Source organism: Haloterrigena salifodinae, assembly GCF_003977755.1.
Lineage (GTDB): Archaea > Halobacteriota > Halobacteria > Halobacteriales > Natrialbaceae > Haloterrigena > Haloterrigena salifodinae.
On record NZ_RQWN01000001.1, the window covers coordinates 1,596,874 to 1,611,875 of the forward strand.

16 protein-coding genes are annotated in these 15,002 nt (G+C 64.2%); 12 read left to right on the plus strand and 4 right to left on the minus strand.

What is annotated here, in order from left to right:
* The first annotated feature begins 84 nt into the window (after nt 1-84).
* The 3 genes from EH209_RS07990 (at nt 85) to EH209_RS08000 (ending at nt 3,333) form a co-directional block, all read left to right on the plus strand.
* Complete coding sequence (locus EH209_RS07990) at nt 85-1,563, plus strand: gas vesicle protein GvpD (protein ID WP_126662341.1); 1,479 nt, start codon at nt 85-87, stop codon at nt 1,561-1,563.
* 25 nt (nt 1,564-1,588) lie between these two features.
* Nucleotides 1,589-2,680, plus strand: a complete 1,092-nt coding sequence (locus tag EH209_RS07995) for a sensor histidine kinase (protein WP_126662342.1) — start codon at nt 1,589-1,591, stop codon at nt 2,678-2,680.
* 107 nt (nt 2,681-2,787) lie between these two features.
* A complete protein-coding gene (locus tag EH209_RS08000) occupies nt 2,788-3,333 on the plus strand; it encodes a hypothetical protein (RefSeq protein WP_126662343.1) in 546 nt (181 codons plus the stop codon).
* Nucleotides 3,334-3,403: 70 nt separating this feature from the next.
* On the opposite strand, the gene EH209_RS08005 is transcribed toward EH209_RS08000, so the two are convergent.
* The 3 genes from EH209_RS08005 to EH209_RS08020 form a co-directional block, all read right to left on the minus strand.
* Entirely contained in the window at nt 3,404-3,838 is a 435-nt protein-coding gene (locus tag EH209_RS08005) for a universal stress protein (RefSeq protein ID WP_126662344.1), read from the minus strand.
* Between the two features lie 89 nt (nt 3,839-3,927).
* The gene (locus EH209_RS08010; protein ID WP_126662345.1) at nt 3,928-4,944 is read right to left on the minus strand and encodes a DUF5787 family protein; all 1,017 of its coding nucleotides are present in this window, start codon (nt 4,942-4,944) and stop codon (nt 3,928-3,930) included.
* A gap of 359 nt (nt 4,945-5,303) precedes the next feature.
* On the minus strand, nt 5,304-6,299 hold the full coding sequence (locus EH209_RS08020) for a phosphate signaling complex PhoU family protein (RefSeq protein WP_126662346.1): 996 nt from the start codon (nt 6,297-6,299) through the stop codon (nt 5,304-5,306).
* Nucleotides 6,300-6,504: 205 nt separating this feature from the next.
* On the opposite strand from EH209_RS08020, the gene pstB reads away from it, so the two are divergent.
* Entirely contained in the window at nt 6,505-7,353 is an 849-nt protein-coding gene (gene pstB / locus EH209_RS08025) for a phosphate ABC transporter ATP-binding protein PstB (RefSeq protein WP_126662347.1), read from the plus strand.
* 6 nt (nt 7,354-7,359) lie between these two features.
* Nucleotides 7,360-8,037: a phosphate signaling complex protein PhoU gene (gene phoU, locus EH209_RS08030; protein ID WP_126662348.1), complete on the plus strand. Its 678-nt coding sequence runs from the start codon at nt 7,360-7,362 to the stop codon at nt 8,035-8,037.
* Between the two features lie 19 nt (nt 8,038-8,056).
* Here the strand turns inward: phoU and EH209_RS08035 are convergent, their stop codons facing one another.
* The gene (locus EH209_RS08035) at nt 8,057-8,491 is read right to left on the minus strand and encodes a RidA family protein (protein ID WP_126662349.1); all 435 of its coding nucleotides are present in this window, start codon (nt 8,489-8,491) and stop codon (nt 8,057-8,059) included.
* Nucleotides 8,492-8,622: 131 nt separating this feature from the next.
* Between EH209_RS08035 and EH209_RS08040 the strand changes: the two genes are divergently transcribed.
* The 7 genes from EH209_RS08040 to EH209_RS23965 all read left to right on the plus strand — a co-directional run bounded on the left by EH209_RS08040 (nt 8,623) and on the right by EH209_RS23965 (nt 14,963).
* Nucleotides 8,623-9,057, plus strand: a complete 435-nt coding sequence (locus EH209_RS08040) for an ArsR/SmtB family transcription factor (RefSeq protein ID WP_126662350.1) — start codon at nt 8,623-8,625, stop codon at nt 9,055-9,057.
* Nucleotides 9,050-10,210 carry an ACR3 family arsenite efflux transporter gene (gene arsB, locus EH209_RS08045; RefSeq protein ID WP_126662351.1) on the plus strand — a complete coding sequence of 387 codons (1,161 nt, stop codon included), beginning with the start codon at nt 9,050-9,052 and terminating at the stop codon, nt 10,208-10,210. Before EH209_RS08040 ends, arsB begins: the two co-directional genes overlap by 8 nt.
* 15 nt (nt 10,211-10,225) lie before the next feature.
* Nucleotides 10,226-10,669 carry an arsenate-mycothiol transferase ArsC gene (locus EH209_RS08050; RefSeq protein ID WP_126662352.1) on the plus strand — a complete coding sequence of 148 codons (444 nt, stop codon included), beginning with the start codon at nt 10,226-10,228 and terminating at the stop codon, nt 10,667-10,669.
* Nucleotides 10,670-10,954: 285 nt separating this feature from the next.
* Nucleotides 10,955-11,917, plus strand: coding sequence for a PstS family phosphate ABC transporter substrate-binding protein (locus EH209_RS08055; RefSeq protein WP_126662353.1), 963 nt, complete (start codon nt 10,955-10,957; stop codon nt 11,915-11,917).
* A gap of 43 nt (nt 11,918-11,960) precedes the next feature.
* Complete coding sequence (pstC, locus tag EH209_RS08060) at nt 11,961-12,902, plus strand: phosphate ABC transporter permease subunit PstC (RefSeq protein WP_126662354.1); 942 nt, start codon at nt 11,961-11,963, stop codon at nt 12,900-12,902.
* A gap of 49 nt (nt 12,903-12,951) precedes the next feature.
* A complete protein-coding gene (gene pstA, locus EH209_RS08065; protein ID WP_126662355.1) occupies nt 12,952-14,589 on the plus strand; it encodes a phosphate ABC transporter permease PstA in 1,638 nt (545 codons plus the stop codon).
* Between the two features lie 227 nt (nt 14,590-14,816).
* Nucleotides 14,817-14,963 (plus strand): hypothetical protein, encoded by a 147-nt coding sequence (locus EH209_RS23965; protein WP_164722012.1) that lies wholly within the window; start codon nt 14,817-14,819, stop codon nt 14,961-14,963.
* Nucleotides 14,964-15,002: the final 39 nt, after the last annotated feature.

A 15,002-nucleotide genomic window follows, 5' to 3' on the forward strand; every position in this document is an offset into this window, starting at 1 on the left:
ATTCGCGCTAAAATACCGGTACGGCCGCTGTCATTCGGTTCGCGAAGGAATCCATTCATTACGTCCAATCTCGTGAACGGGTGTATGGATTCTCGCGTTACATCGATACGGAGCGGGGTCGACGGTCTCGACGAACTCCTTTGTGGCGGCCTCGTCACCGGTCGGATGTATCTCGTGCAGGGAAAGCCCGGGACGGGAAAGACCCTGCTCGGGATGCACTTCCTCGAGGAAGGTCTCCGGAACGACGAGACGGTGCTGTTCATTCACGGCGAGGAGTCTCGCGAGGAGATTCTCGCGAACGGAGCGGCAGTCGGCATCGATATCTCTGAGGCGGCGTTTCTCGATCTCGGGCCGGACTCCGAGTTCTTCACCGAGAATTACTCGTACGATCTAGTGAATCCGAGCGACATCGAGCGGGAGCGGTACACGCAGGACATCCACGACGCAATCCGCGAGATCGACCCGGACCGCGTCGTCATCGATCCGATCACGCAGTTGCGTTACGTCGAAGCGAACGACCACCAGTTCCGCAAGCGGATCCTCTCGTTTATGCGGTTTCTCAAGCAGGGGGAAGTGACGGTCATTACCACCGCGACGCGGTCACCGGAGCAGGAGTACGACACGGAGATCCGATCGCTCAGCGACGGGATCATCGAACTGGATCGGGGTGCGGACGGGCGCCGGGTTCAGGTCCCGAAACACCGCGCGCTCGGGCAGCGAGAGGGCGATCACGGCATGGAGATCCGCGACGACGGGATCGAGGTCTATCCGCAACTCGTGCCTGAGCGGACCGACCGGCAGTTCGAATCGCGCCTGCTCCGGTCTGGCATCGACGGACTCGACGACCTGATCGGTCGCGGCTTCGACCAACGGACCGTGACGTTCATCAGCGGGCCGACGGGCGCCGGAAAGACCTCTATCGGGACGCAGTTCCTGGCGAAGGCGGCCGAGGACGGACTCAAGTCGGCGATCTATCTCTTCGAGGAGGATGCCCGGACGTACGAACACCGCTCGGAATCCATCGGCATTCCCGTCTCGAGGCTCCGCGAGGAAGGAACGCTGTCGACGACCGAAATCGAACCGCGCGCGCTCTCGAGCGAGGAGTTCGCACACATGGTCAAACAGCAGATCGACCACCAGGAGACGGATATCGTGATGATCGACGGGATCGGCGGCTACATGGTCTCTATTCGCGGCGACGAGACGGAGTTGATCCGGGAACTTCACGGACTCACGCGGTACCTGAAGAGTCGCGGCGTGACGGTGTTGATCACCAACGAGATCGCTGAGATCACGGGCATCTCGAGCGCGACGGACAGCAACTTGAGTTACGTCGCCGACAACATCGCGTTCCTGAGTTACGTCGAGATGGACGGCAGCCTCCGGAAGGTCGTCGGCGTCCTGAAAAAGCGCACCGGCGGGTTCGAACACACCTTACGCGAGTTCGAGATCGCCGAAGACGGGATCCGCGTCGGCGACCCGCTGACCGGACTCTCCGGCATTCTGCAGGGAACGCCTCGAACCGACGATCCGTCCGATATCAGCCGCCTCGACCGTTCGTAAGCGACCCTCTATCAACTCACCACACATGAAACCAAGTGAGGGCACCATTCAACTGCTCATCGGAGAACGGGGGAACCGCGCCGCGGTCCGAGAACTCCTCGGCGACCAGTACGAGGTCATCACGGACCGGTCGGTTAGCGACGCGGACCTCTACCTCGTCGACGACCGCACGTTCCCCGAGTACCACGCCGCGCTCCGCGAACGCGTCGAATCGAACGATCCCGTCTTCTGTCCGGTGGTCCTCATTCGCCGCCGGGACAGCACGGTTCGGATCTCGCTGCCGGACCCGGAGACCCGCGACTCGCCGCTGCTCGTCGACGACGTCGTCGACGCGCCGATCGATCCGGATCCCCTCTTCCGGCGGATCAATACCCTTCTCGTTCGGCGTAACCAGTCGGCGGAACTGCGCCGCTACATCACCCGCCTCGAGGAGTCCAACAAATCGCTCGAGCAGTTCGCCTACGCCGCCAGCCACGACCTGCAGGAGCCCCTGCGGATGGTCTCGAGTTACCTCAAGTTGATCGAGGCTCGGTACGGCGACGACCTCGACGGCGACGCCACCGAGTTCCTCGAGTTCGCCGTCGACGGCGCCGATCGCATGCGCAGCATGATCGACGCCCTCCTCGAGTACTCCCGAGTCGACAGCGAGGGGAACCCGCTGGAGCCGACGGATCTGGACGCCCTCCTCGAGGAGGCGCTCGCGGACCTCCAGGTGAAGATCGACGAGCGCGACGCCCGCATTACGGCCGAAGCGCTCCCCCGCGTCTCCGGCGATCCAGACCAGCTCCGACAGGTGTTCCAAAACCTGCTGTCGAACGCGATCGAGTTCAGCGGCGACAAGCCGCCGCAGATCCACATCAGGGCGGAACGCGACGGGACGGAGTGGCGGGTGGCCGTCGAGGACGACGGGATCGGGATCGAACCGGACGATCAGGAGCGGATCTTCGACGTGTTTCAGCGCCTGCACAGCCACGAGGAGTACGAGGGAACCGGGATCGGACTGGCGCTCTGTCAGCGGATCGTCGACCGCCACGACGGGCGCATCTGGGTCGAGTCCGAACCGGGAACGGGAGCGACCTTTACGTTCACGCTCCCCGCCGTCGTCGCCGATCGGTAACGGCAACGGAGCCGAACTCGGGCGATCCGCCGAACCCTCCGTCTGCTTCTCGTCGCCGGACCGTTGCCGGCCCGACCCTCAAGGGTCTCGAAGTCGCATCGATTCCTATGGAGTGGACCAGACGGCGCGTGGTCGGAACGACCGCGGCAGTCGCCGCGATTGCGGGCTGTCTCGGTGAGGACGGGAGCGGTTCCGACAACCCCGACAGTTCGGACGGCGCCAACGCTTCCACCGAATCCGACGGCGGCTCGGACGGAGCCGACGAGTCGAACGAGACGACGGAGCGAAACGCGTCGGCGGCCCTCGAAGAGGTCGATCTCGAGGATCACACCGGCAAGGAGGAGGTGACGATCACCGTCGATCCAGAGGGAGGGGGCTTCGAACCCGCGGCGTTCGAGATCGATCCGGAGACGCTCCTCGTCTGGCAGTGGAAGGGCTCGAGTACGGAGCCCTACCCGATCGACATCCCCGAGCAGTGTATCTGGGACCAGGAGGTGGACGAAGAGACGGTCGAGGAGCGATCCAGCGGCGACGAGTTCGATCGCCTCTTTACGGTCCCGGGCGCGTATCGCTACGGCAGCCGCGACGCCGACGGCGAGGAGTTCACCGGCGGGTTCCGGGTCGTCAAGAGCGGCGAGAACGACGACGAGTAGCGGCCGGAAGCGCGGAGTAGCGGTCCCCGCCCGCGGGCACTCACTCGAGTTATTTCTCGGGGTGGGACGATCAGCTAGCCTCGTGGACGACGACGACGGTCATCGGCGCGCGTCGAACGACTTTTTCCGCGACACTGCCGAACAGGAGCCGACTGGCGCCTTGCCGTCCGTGACTTCCCATTACGATCTGCTCGACGTCGTTCGCGATTGCGTAGTCGACGATTTCCCGTGACGGATCACCTCGTTCGATCGTCGTATCGACGGGATGGTCGAAGGAGGATGCAGTGTTCTCGGCCGCTTCGAAGAGCGTGCGAGCGTGCTCCTCCGCTCGCTCATGTCCGGGGAACTCCGTTTCCGACTCGGCTAGAACCGACCAGTAGCCCTTCGGGAGCTGGATTACGTGTAGTACGGTAATATTCGCCTCCGGAAACTCTTCCAGCGCGTATCGAAACGCCGCGTCGGCCTGTGGTGACCCGTCGACCGGAACGAGTGTCTTCCGTGGCATGTGTATTCATACCCCACCCAACAGCTTAAGCTAGCTACCACGGGGGTTGAACGACGAGTCTCGCTGGTTCTCTCACCAAACGGCCAGACTCAGCCGAATTGGTCGAGTCCGGACTGCCGACGTCGTCTCCCCTCCGGCTCTGCCACCCAGGGCGTTCGACGGTCGCGTTCGGCCTCGAGGTCGACTCCGGAGTCCGATGCCGCCGATTCGGAGTCCGACGACCGGGGATCGTACCCCTCGCAGGACGGACCGCACTCCGACCGCGCGTCGACGACGCGTCCCTTCCACGCGCAGTACGGCAGCGTCGCGCCGCTCGAGTCGTCCGGGCGGCAGGCCCTGCAGTCGGGGAAGTCGTAGGTCCGCCAGCCCTTGCCGTAGGCGCGTTCGGCGAGGCGCCGGCGCGCTCGCGCCTTCGCGTCGGCGTCGACGACGTCGATCTCGGTCCGGCCGGGGTGGGACTCGAGCGGCTCGATCCCCGGCCGGTCGACGGAAAGCCGCGTCGGCTCGCGGACGACCTCGATCTCGAGCGACGACGCGTCGGGGTCGTGGTGGACCCGCCAGACGCCGACCTCGTCCGGAATTCTGTGCAGGTGCGCGCGCGTAACGTAACTCTCGGTCGCCAGCACGATCTCGTCGACCAGCGCGAGGCTGACGTCGGTCCGCAACTGGGCCTCGAGGTCGCCCGGCCGCTCGAGATCGGGTTTGTTCTCGATGCCGACGATACGGTCGTACCAGTCGGGGTAGCGGGCGGTCTGTCGGACGTAGTCGCGCCCGTTCCGGAGTTCGCGTTCGAAGAAGCCGATCTCGCAGGCGCGCTCCATCGCTCGCCGCGCGCGATCCGGGTGGCAGTCAAAGGCGTCCTTCCAGTAGCGAGCCCGGCCGGTGCCGACGTCGGCCGCGATCGCCGCGTCGGGAATCGCCTCGCTCGCGATCGCGGCGCGCTCGTCAAACTCGGGGCTGGGCTCGACGCGGACGACGTCGAGGATCCGTCCGCCGGGATCGGCGACGCTCGCGCCGAGCTGGCGGGCGACGATTCCCTCGCGGCGCCCCTCGAGACGGGCGCACAGTTCGAGTTCGAACGCGAACTCCGAGACGGACGCGGACACGGGTACGCGTGGAAAGGGACTCGCTCGAGAAAAGCGCGTCGGGGCGCGGGACAGCCACCCGGTCGGTACGCTCGCGGCACTCGAGACCGCGGTCGTCGGGATCGGCAGCGCGCTGCTCGGGAACGCGCTCACCGCTGCGGGCGCGTTCGCGGCGCTGCTAGTCCACCCGCCTCCGCAACTCGAGAGCTTCGGGACGCAGGTGGTGGTCGCGCCGACGACGGCCGTCGTCGTAAGCGTCTTCGTCCCGTCGAGTTTGCTCGCGCTCTGAGTGCCCCACGCGCTGCCGGCGGATGCGACGGAGACGGACCCGTCACGGAAAGCGGGGAGCAAAACGGAACTCGCGGGGGAGTCGGCGGGCGCTACGGCCGCGGCGCGGCCTTCTGGAGGGCCGTCTCAGCGATGTTGCCGCCGTAGTCGGCGCTCCGGGACAGCGAGTCGACGATCAGCCCCAGCGACTGGGCCTGCACCGGCTCGAGTTCACGGAGCATGTCGTCGATGCGGCGGGTGTGTTCGTCGATGTCGCGGACCGACGCGAGGGCGTCGTGGCCGAGGTCGGTCGCTTCGTCGGTGTCCTCGGCGAACAGCGCGTCCATCGATTTCTCGAGGATCGTCTCGACGTCGGCGTGAACCTCCAGCAGCGCCTCGGCGACGCGCTCGGGGATCTCGTCGAGCTTCTTCGCGATCTGGCTGATCTTGACGGCGTGGTCGGCGACCCGCTCGAGCTGGCGAGCGCTCGAGTGGAAGTCGAAGCAGTCCTCGCGGGAGACGCCGAGTCCCTCCGCGGCCCGCGGGGAACGCAGCGTCGCGCGGAAGATCCGCGAGACGACGAGGAAGAGGCGGTCGACGTCGTCGTCGCGCTCGATGACGTCCTGGGCGATGTCGTCGTCGTTCTCGACCAGCGCCGTGACGGCGTCCTCGAGCATCGAGGTCGCGATCAGGCGCATGCGCGTCACCGCGTTGACGATCGACAGCTCCGAGGAGTCGAGCAGGTCCTGAATGACGACGCTCTCCGTTCCCTCCTCGACGACCTCGACGCCGACCAGTCCCTGCACGGCGCTGCGGATCGCCCGTCGCTGGTCGGTCGTGATGCGGCCCGATTCGAGGCGGATGACGTCGAAGCCGCTGACGTACATCGTCAGGACGGCCCGGACGAGCTGTTCGTCCTCGAGGGTGGAGACGTCGAGCGTCCCCTCCTGGTGGTCGGCCTCGCGCTGGGGAGTGACGAGCAGCGTATCGTCCTCCGAGTAGATCTCGACCGTCGCGCCGCTACTGATATCGTTCTCGGTAGCCCACGTCTTCGGAAGCGACACCGTGTACGTCGATCCGCCGGTCACCTGGACCTTTCGGGTCTCCATACGTGGCGCTTTCTATGGATACAACATAAATCTACCCGAGTCTATTGAGAAATCCTATAGTCGCGTATTTGGCCCCAATGTCGCTATATTCTCGTATGATCTGTCTACACCAAAACATACCCATACCCCCACAACAGTACACAAATATATCCATATATAGAAAACATAGCGGAGTATTTAGTTACCCCAGCGGTAGCGGACCCAAATGGGATTGGACGCACCGACCGGGTCACTGCACGCTCCCGACGAGACGGTCGCGGAACCGGAGTCGACGACCGAGACGCGAGCCGGAACCGATCCGGAATCAATCGCGCTCGAGGCACAGGATCTCGACGTCTACTACGGGGACGATCAGGCGCTCCAGAGCATCGACATGGAGATCCCCGAGGGGGAGGTAACCGCGCTCATCGGGCCGTCGGGCTGTGGGAAGTCGACGTTCCTGCGCTCGATTAACCGCATGAACGACCTCATCGACATCGCCCGCGTCAACGGGGCTCTGGACTTCAACGGGAAGAACGTCTACGACGACGACGTCGACCCCGTCGCCTTACGCCGGAAGATCGGGATGGTCTTCCAGAAGCCCAACCCGTTCCCGAAGAGCATTCGGGACAACGTCGCCTTCGGGCTGAAGGTCCAGGGGAAAGACGAAAACGTCGACGCGAAGGTCGAACAGGCTCTCGAGCGAGCGGCCTTACTCGAGGAAGTCGAGGATCAACTCGACTCGAGCGGACTAGATCTCTCGGGCGGTCAACAACAGCGCCTCTGTATCGCCCGCGCGATCGCCCCCGACCCGGAGGTCCTCCTGATGGACGAGCCGGCGTCGGCGCTGGATCCGATCGCCACGGCGAAGATTGAGGAGCTGATCGAGGAGTTATCTGAGGAGTACACCGTCGTCGTCGTCACCCACAACATGCAACAGGCCGCCCGCATCTCCGATAAGACGGCGGTCTTCCTCACCGGCGGCGAACTCGTCGAGTTCGACGACACCGAGAAGATCTTCGAAAATCCCGAGCACGACCGCGTCGAGGACTATATCACCGGTAAGTTCGGCTGACTGGCGATGCCCCGGGACGAGTACCAGCGGCAACTCCAGCGGCTGCGCGAGGACGTCCTCGAGATGAGCGACCGCGTCTGCGAGCGCCTCGAGCGCGCGCTGGCGGCCCTCGAGACCCAAGACGACAACCTCGCGACCGCCGTGATCACGGGCGATCACGCGATCAACGACCGCTACCTCGAGCTCGAGCAGGCGTGTATCGAATTGGTCGCGCTCCAGCAGCCGGTCGCCACCGACCTGCGCGTCGTCGCCGCCTCGTTCAAGATCATCACCGACCTCGAACGGATCGCCGACCTCGCCGTCAACCTCGCCGAGTACGCCCGGCGGGCCGAACGGCGGCGCTACGCCGACGTCGACATCGGCTACATCGGCGAGCGGGTCGTCGAGATGGTCGAGGCGGCGATGGCGGCCTACGCCGCCGACGACGCGGCCGGCGCCCGCGACGTCGCGGCCGAGGACGACGAAATCGACCGCCGCTGTGAGAGCGCCAGCGAGTTCGTCGTCCGGGACCTCCTCGAGACCGAACTCGAGGCGGAGATCGGGCTCACGCCCGACGCGCTCTCCGACGAGGTCTCGCGAATGTTGCTGACGATCCGGGACCTAGAACGGGTCGGCGACCACGCGGTCAACATCGCCGCGCGGACGCTGTACATGGTCGAAAACGACGACGAACTGATCTACTGAGCCGCGCCTCGAACGTCGGTTACTCGATCGCGACCACGGCATCGACGGTCACGGCCGCGCCGCCGAGGAGGTCGCAGACGCCGACGGTCGTCCGCGCCGGGTGGGTCTCGTCGAAGTACGATTGGTACGTCTCGTCGACGTCCTCGTAGGCGTCCATCTCCGCCAGGTAAAGCGTCAGCTTGAGCACGTCGTCCGCCGTGCGGCCGCGCCGCTCCAGTTCCGACTCGAGGTTCGCTAGACACCGCTCGAGCTGTCGGGACGGCGGCTCGTCGACCCGGAGCCGGCCGTCGGATTCCGGGAGCTGTCCCTCGACGAAGAGGAGGTCCGAACTCCCCGTTTTCGTTCCGAACGCGCCGGTAAACGCCGTTCCGTCGCGTTGCTGTCGACCGCTCTCGCTCGCTCGAGCGGGAGTCGTTCGAACAGGACGCGGTTCGTCGGCTTGGTCTGTTCCCATGGAATGGTTTAGAAAATGCTCAAGTAAAAGGCTTCTCGTGACGACTAATATCTGGGATATCATCCCTACGGTTCAGCCGAGGTGCGTAACAACCGGAATAGTTAATTGAATAGCTGCTCAACTCGGTCTCGATGGCACAAGCGACGGACCGACTACAGCGATACCTTGAGGACGAGCTCGGCGAGTGCCGAAGCGAGGACCTCGAGTGTCGCCTCGAGGAGCTCGACGCGCTCGAGGAGACGATCGGGACGGCTCGAGTCGAAACTGAACTGGACGTACTCTCGGCGCTGGCCAACGAGACGCGCTACACGCTCGTTCGCGTCCTCGTGGCGGCCGGCGAGGAGCTATGCGTCTGCGAGCTCAACGCGGTCGTCGACGTCAGCGAGAGCGGGCTCAGCCACGCCCTCTCGAACCTCGTCGACGCGGGGCTGGTCGACGCCCGGAAGGACGGCCGCTGGAAGAAGTACCGCGCGACCAACCGCGCCGTCGCGCTCGTGACGGTCCTCGAGGGGAGCGTGGGAGACGTGACTGGCGAGCGCGTGGACGACGGGGTAACCGATGAGTAACGCGACGCACGAACACGGACCGAACTGCGACTGCGAGGCCTGCGGCGATCCGCGGTCGATGGACTTCCTCGACAAGTATCTGACCGTCTGGATCTTCGCCGCGATGGCTGTCGGCGTCGGCCTCGGCTACGTGGCGCCGTCGGTGACCGAGCCGATTCAGGACCTCCACCTCGTGGAGGTCGGACTCGTCGCCATGATGTACCCGCCGCTGGCGAAGGCCGACTACGGACGGCTGCCGACGGTGTTTCGCAACTGGCGCGTGCTCGGGTTGAGCCTCGTCCAGAACTGGCTGATCGGCCCGACGCTGATGTTCGGGCTCGCGGTCTTCTTCTTCAGCGGACTCGTCCCCGGCTTGCCCGCACGACCCGAGTACTTCCTGGGACTCGTGTTCATCGGGATGGCCCGGTGTATCGCGATGGTGCTCGTCTGGAACGAACTGGCGGAGGGATCGACCGAGTACGTGACCGGGCTGGTCGCCTTCAACAGCCTCTTCCAGATCGTCACCTACGGCGTCTACGTCTGGTTCTTCGCCCTGTTCCTGCCGCCGGTGCTCGGCATGGAGTCGCTCGCCGCCGAAATCACGACGTTCAACGTGACGCCCAAGCAGGTGTTCTGGGCGATCGTCGTCTTCCTCGGCATCCCCTTCGCAGGAGGAATCCTCACCCGATACGTCGGCACGCGAGCGAAGGGCGAGGAGTGGTACGACGAGGAGTTCGTCCCGACGATCGATCCGCTTACGCTGGTCGCCCTACTGTTTACCATCGTCGTGATGTTCGCCACACAGGGCGAGAACATCGTCGCCGCGCCCGCGGACGTGCTGTTGATCGCCGTCCCGCTGACGATCTACTTCGTCGTCATGTTCCTCGTGAGCTTCGGCATGGGCCGGGGCGTCGGCGCAGACTACTCGACGACGACCGCGATCGGCTTCACCGCGGCCTCGAACAACTTCGAACTCGCGATCGCCGTCGCGGTCGCCGTCTTCGGCGTCAGTTCCAGCGTCGCCTTCGCGACCGTCGTCGGCCCGCTCATCGAGGTCCCCGTGTTGCTCGCGCTGGTCCACGTCGCGCTGTACTTCCAGCGGAACCTGGACTGGGGCGGCCACGACGCCGGCGAACCGACCGCACCGACTCGAGAGACCCCCACTGACGACTAACCGCTCCCAACATCGATGTCATCCACTACCGATTCCACCGACACGACCCGTATCGCCCTGCTGTGCGTCCGCAACGCCGGGCGCTCCCAGATGGCCACCGCCTTCGCCGAGCGCGAACGCGAGGCCCGCGGCCTCAAGGACCGCGTCGAGATCCTGACCGGCGGGACCGATCCCGCCGATGCGGTCCACGACGGCGTCCTCGAGGCGATGGCCGACGCCGGCTTCGACCTCTCCGATCGCACGCCGCGGGAGATCACGGAAGCCGAACTACGATCCTGCGACTACGTCGCGACGATGGGCTGTTCGACCCTGGACGTCGGGACGGTCGGCGCGGACGTCGACGTCCGCGACTGGGCGCTCGAGGATCCCGGTGGGAAGAACCCTGACCGGGTTCGCGAGATCCGCGACGAGGTCGAACGACGGGTAACGTCGCTGTTCGACGAACTCGAGGACGTGTAGCCGGATCGGATCGTACCGTGCGATCCGACTCCGGTTCCGAATCGCTGGTCCGACTCGGGTATATAGAATCGTCATTTCGACCGTAGTTGGAGAATTGTTGCGCAGTTAGACGGAACGTTGGTCGTGAAGGGAAACGAGGAGATGGGCGTTTTCAGCCCCTGGGGGTGCCCATATATGCCGAATTCAACTGGCGTACCGATTAGCCAATATTGAGATATATAACTACGTACGAATATATATTAGTCATAGCATCGCTTTTTTATGAACTGTGGCTGGCTTCTGGTGATGGCAGACAACCAGTTCGGACACGACGCAGTATCGCGGCGGAAGTTCATCGCCGCGACCGGTGCTATGGGTACGGCTGCTATTGCAGGTTGCAGTGAAACGACCGATGAGGAGAGCGGTGGCGAAGTTATCGTCAAGGGCTCGAGTACCGTCTTCCCGATCTCTGACGAGATGGCACAGCGGTTCATGGACGAGAACTCGGACGTCAACGTCACGGTCGACCCGACCGGTACCGGTGGCGGCTTCGAGAACCACTTCTGTCCCGGAGACGCCGACATCAACGGCGCATCGCGCCAGATCAAGTCAGAGGAGGAGGACCGCTGTGCCGGGAACAACGTCACGCCGATCGAGATGGAGATCGGTGGCGACGCGCTCACAGTGGCTGTCAGCAACGACAACGACTGGGTCGATAGTATGACCTTCGACCAGCTGGCACAGATCTGGAGCGACGACAGTGTCACCACGTGGTCCGACGTCGAGTCCGACTGGCCCGACGAAGAAATCAAGCTCTACGGTCCCGCCACGACCTCAGGGACCTATGATTGGTTCACCGCGAACGTCAACGGTGGCAGCCACCGGACCGAGTACGAGGGAACCGAGGATGACAACACCATCATTCAGGGCCTCGAGGACAGCCAGTACGCGATGGGATACTTCGGCTACGCCTACTATTCCGAAAACGAGGACCGCGTCAAGGCCCTCAAGATCGCAGAGAGTGAAGATGACGAGCCTACCGCTCCGAGTCTGTCGGCGGCCAAGGAGGGTTCATATCCGCTGGCCCGACCGCTGTTCATCTACCCCGCCGAGGAATCTCTCAGTCGCGATCCGGTCTACAACTTCGTCGAGTTCTACCTCGAGAACTCGAGCGCTGACTGGATCGCCGACGAGGTCGGCTACGTCCCATCGAACCAGGATATGGTCGACGAGAACATGAGCAAACTCGAAGACGCGACGAGCGAGTAACGCGGGCAACCGATTCGATTTTTCGGAGGAGACCGAATAGAAAATGAGTGAGACATCGATAGAAGCCGATCTTACGCAATCGGCGAACGCACGGAACGCAAAGGAACGGTTGTACCACGGACTGTTATTTGGGTGTGCGACACTGACAGTTTTCGTTACGATCAGCATCATCGTCACGCTGGCGATCGACACCATCGAATTCTTCCAAATGATCGACCCGTACTCGTTCTTCACCGGAACGAGGTGGGTCCTTCGGAGCGAAGACCCGGTTCTCGGGGTCCTGCCGCTGGTGAGCGCCACGCTTACCGTGACGATCGTCTCGGCGCTCGTCGCAATACCGATCGGCACCGCCGCCGCGGTCTATCTGAGCGAGTATGCCAGCGATCGAATGCGGTCAGTGCTGAAACCGGCGCTCGAAATCCTCGCGGGGATTCCAACCGTCGTCTACGGATTCTTCGCGCTCGTCTACCTGACGCCGTGGCTCCAGCAGTTGGGACTCGAGGTGAGCCTGTTTAACCTGCTCTCCGCGTCGATCATGGTCGGGATCATGATCATCCCAATGGTCTCCTCGATCAGCGAGGACGCCATGAGCGCGGTGCCGGACTCGCTCCGTCAGGCGGGGTACGGCCTCGGCGCCACGAAGTTCGAAGTCACGACGAAGATCGTCGTCCCCGCGTCGATCTCGGGGATCTTCTCGTCGTACATCCTCGCGCTCTCGCGGGCGATCGGTGAGACGATGATCGTCGTCGTCGCCGGCGGGAGTATGGCGCGCATGTTCGATCCGTCGAACCCGTTTGCAAATCTCTTCAACTCCGGCCAGACGATGACCGCCGCCATGGTGCAGGCGGTCACGACGGACCTGTCCGGTGGAACCCCCGGCTACTACTCCATGTTCGCGATCGGGCTGACGCTGTTCGCGATCACGTTCACCATGAATCTACTCAGCAACCACATCGCCGCACGCTACCGGGAGGAATACCAATGAACCGAGCGACCCCCGCAAACGGCACGACCGCGACGGAGGTGAACCGCTGATGGCGACGACCGACGAGTCGACGGGCGCCTGGTTCGGTGCGGACGGACAGGTGAGTCAGCTCCGTGGACAGCTATTCAAAGCCAGCTGCCTCGGCGCCACATTGCTCGCGCTCTTCCTCGTGTTCGTGTTCCTCGTCTACGTCGCAGTCGACGCAATCGAACCGGCGTCGGCCGATCCGAGCTGGTGGGCGACGGTCGCGACGACCGTCGCAGTCCCGGGGATCGCCCTCTCGGTCTACTACTACCGCTTCGATCCGCGAGCGGGCGAAGTCGCGTACACGGCGGTCGGACTACCGATCGCCGCGACGCTGCTCGCCGGCGGCGTCGGCATCGTTTTCAGACACATCGTCAGCCCACACGAATGGTTCGCCCTCACGGTCGCGGCGCTCGTTGCGTACGGCGTGCTCGAACTCTACGATCGGGTTCGAGCAGCCGGCGCGTTCGAGCGGGCCGCGATTAGCGCGTTCGTCATCGTGTTCACGATCGTCGGACTCCCCGGACTTGTTCCGAGCGTCCGGTCACTGCTCCTGTCGCTTCCGGTTCTCCCGGCGGCGCCATTATCGCTGCTAGGAACGTTCGTGGTTCCGGTCGCGCTGGTGACCGGCTGGTATGTCCGTCACGCCCGCGAGAGCGAGCGCGCGGGCCTGATTGCCGGTGGCTTGACGGTCGCCGCGGCCGCGCTCGGCGTCATCTCCGGGCCGCTCGTCGGCGTCTCGTGGACGACATGGCTCCTGCTGACTACGGTCGTCGGCGTCCCCGTCGGATTGTACGTCGAAGGTGTGTTCAGACGCGGTGAGGGCGTCTCCGGGCTCGCGCTGCCGGTCGTACTTGCAGCGGGCGCGGTCATCTGCGCTGGCGTCGTCGACATGGCCGGATTTGCCGGGCCAGACATCTGGCTCAATTGGGAGTTCTTGACCACTGCCCACAACCGGACACCGCGGGAAGCGGGGATCTATCCCGCGCTCGTCGGATCGGTGATGATGATCATCGTCGTCGCCATCGCAGCGTTCCCCGTGGGCATCGGCGCCGCGATCTACCTCGAGGAGTACGCGCCGAACGAGGGAGTGTTCGGATCGTTCGTCGAACTCATCGAAATCAATATCGCGAATCTCGCCGGCGTGCCGTCGGTGGTCTACGGATTGCTCGGCCTGACCCTATTCGTCAAGTCGGGCGGGTTACGACCTGGGATCGTCATCGTCGGCGGGCTGACGGTCGCGCTGCTCATTCTGCCAATCGTCATCGTCTCCTCCCAGGAGGCGATTCGGTCCGTCCCCGACTCCCAGCGACAGGCGGCATACGGCATGGGTGCGACGAAGTGGCAGACGACCCGCAGCGTCGTCCTGCCACGGGCGATGCCCGGTATTCTGACCGGGACGATCCTCGCGCTCGGCCGCGCGATCGGCGAGACGGCGCCGCTACTGATGGTCGGCGTCGCGGCAGTCGTTCGAATCTCACCGGATTCGTTCTACGGGCTGTTCAGCGCGATGCCGCGACAACTCTACTCGTGGGCGGGGTTGGCCCAGCCGGACTTCTATCACGGCGTCTTGGCGGCCGGGGTCCTCGTCCTGCTCATCGTCTTGCTGATGATGAACGGCACTGCGATCCTGCTTCGCAACAAGTACCAACGAAACGACTGAACGATTCGAACGGACAGTTGCAATACCGGCAACGGCGAATCACGTCGAGGCACCCACTTGACGAACGGTTCGTCCGTGAACGCGCTCTTCGGCCAGTTTATCGGCGAAGTGAGCGCTCGACTAGCCGTCCGTTCGTCGGCCCGACACAGTAGTGCTATAGTCATCCCGGAACCGTCCTATATCGCTCCTAGAAACCGCCTTATGTTCATTCGACGTTGGTTTGCGTGATGCCCGACCAGATCGAAACCTGCCCACTCTGTGCGTTCGTGGGGGAGTCCGAAACCGACGTCTACACCCACGTACTGACCAGCCACCGGAAGCAGGCCATCGCCGAAGCGTTACTCGAGCGCCGACCAGTCCAGCTGGCCCGCTGAGAGCGCGACTGGCGAGCCCACGGAGCACCCGTTGCGCGC

Coding starts and splice junctions, on each gene's coding strand:
- EH209_RS07995 (WP_126662342.1), top strand. CDS start 1,589: ATGAAACCAAGTGAGGGCACCATTCAACTGCTCATCGGAGAACGGGGG.
- EH209_RS08005 (WP_126662344.1), bottom strand. CDS start 3,838: ATGCCACGGAAGACACTCGTTCCGGTCGACGGGTCACCACAGGCCGAC.
- EH209_RS08020 (WP_126662346.1), bottom strand. CDS start 6,299: ATGGAGACCCGAAAGGTCCAGGTGACCGGCGGATCGACGTACACGGTG.
- arsB (WP_126662351.1), top strand. CDS start 9,050: ATGAGTAACGCGACGCACGAACACGGACCGAACTGCGACTGCGAGGCC.
- phoU (WP_126662348.1), top strand. CDS start 7,360: ATGCCCCGGGACGAGTACCAGCGGCAACTCCAGCGGCTGCGCGAGGAC.
- pstA (WP_126662355.1), top strand. CDS start 12,952: ATGGCGACGACCGACGAGTCGACGGGCGCCTGGTTCGGTGCGGACGGA.
- EH209_RS08000 (WP_126662343.1), top strand. CDS start 2,788: ATGGAGTGGACCAGACGGCGCGTGGTCGGAACGACCGCGGCAGTCGCC.
- EH209_RS07990 (WP_126662341.1), top strand. CDS start 85: ATGGATTCTCGCGTTACATCGATACGGAGCGGGGTCGACGGTCTCGAC.
- EH209_RS08035 (WP_126662349.1), bottom strand. CDS start 8,491: ATGGGAACAGACCAAGCCGACGAACCGCGTCCTGTTCGAACGACTCCC.
- EH209_RS08040 (WP_126662350.1), top strand. CDS start 8,623: ATGGCACAAGCGACGGACCGACTACAGCGATACCTTGAGGACGAGCTC.
- pstC (WP_126662354.1), top strand. CDS start 11,961: ATGAGTGAGACATCGATAGAAGCCGATCTTACGCAATCGGCGAACGCA.
- EH209_RS08050 (WP_126662352.1), top strand. CDS start 10,226: ATGTCATCCACTACCGATTCCACCGACACGACCCGTATCGCCCTGCTG.
- pstB (WP_126662347.1), top strand. CDS start 6,505: ATGGGATTGGACGCACCGACCGGGTCACTGCACGCTCCCGACGAGACG.
- EH209_RS23965 (WP_164722012.1), top strand. CDS start 14,817: ATGCCCGACCAGATCGAAACCTGCCCACTCTGTGCGTTCGTGGGGGAG.
- EH209_RS08055 (WP_126662353.1), top strand. CDS start 10,955: ATGGCAGACAACCAGTTCGGACACGACGCAGTATCGCGGCGGAAGTTC.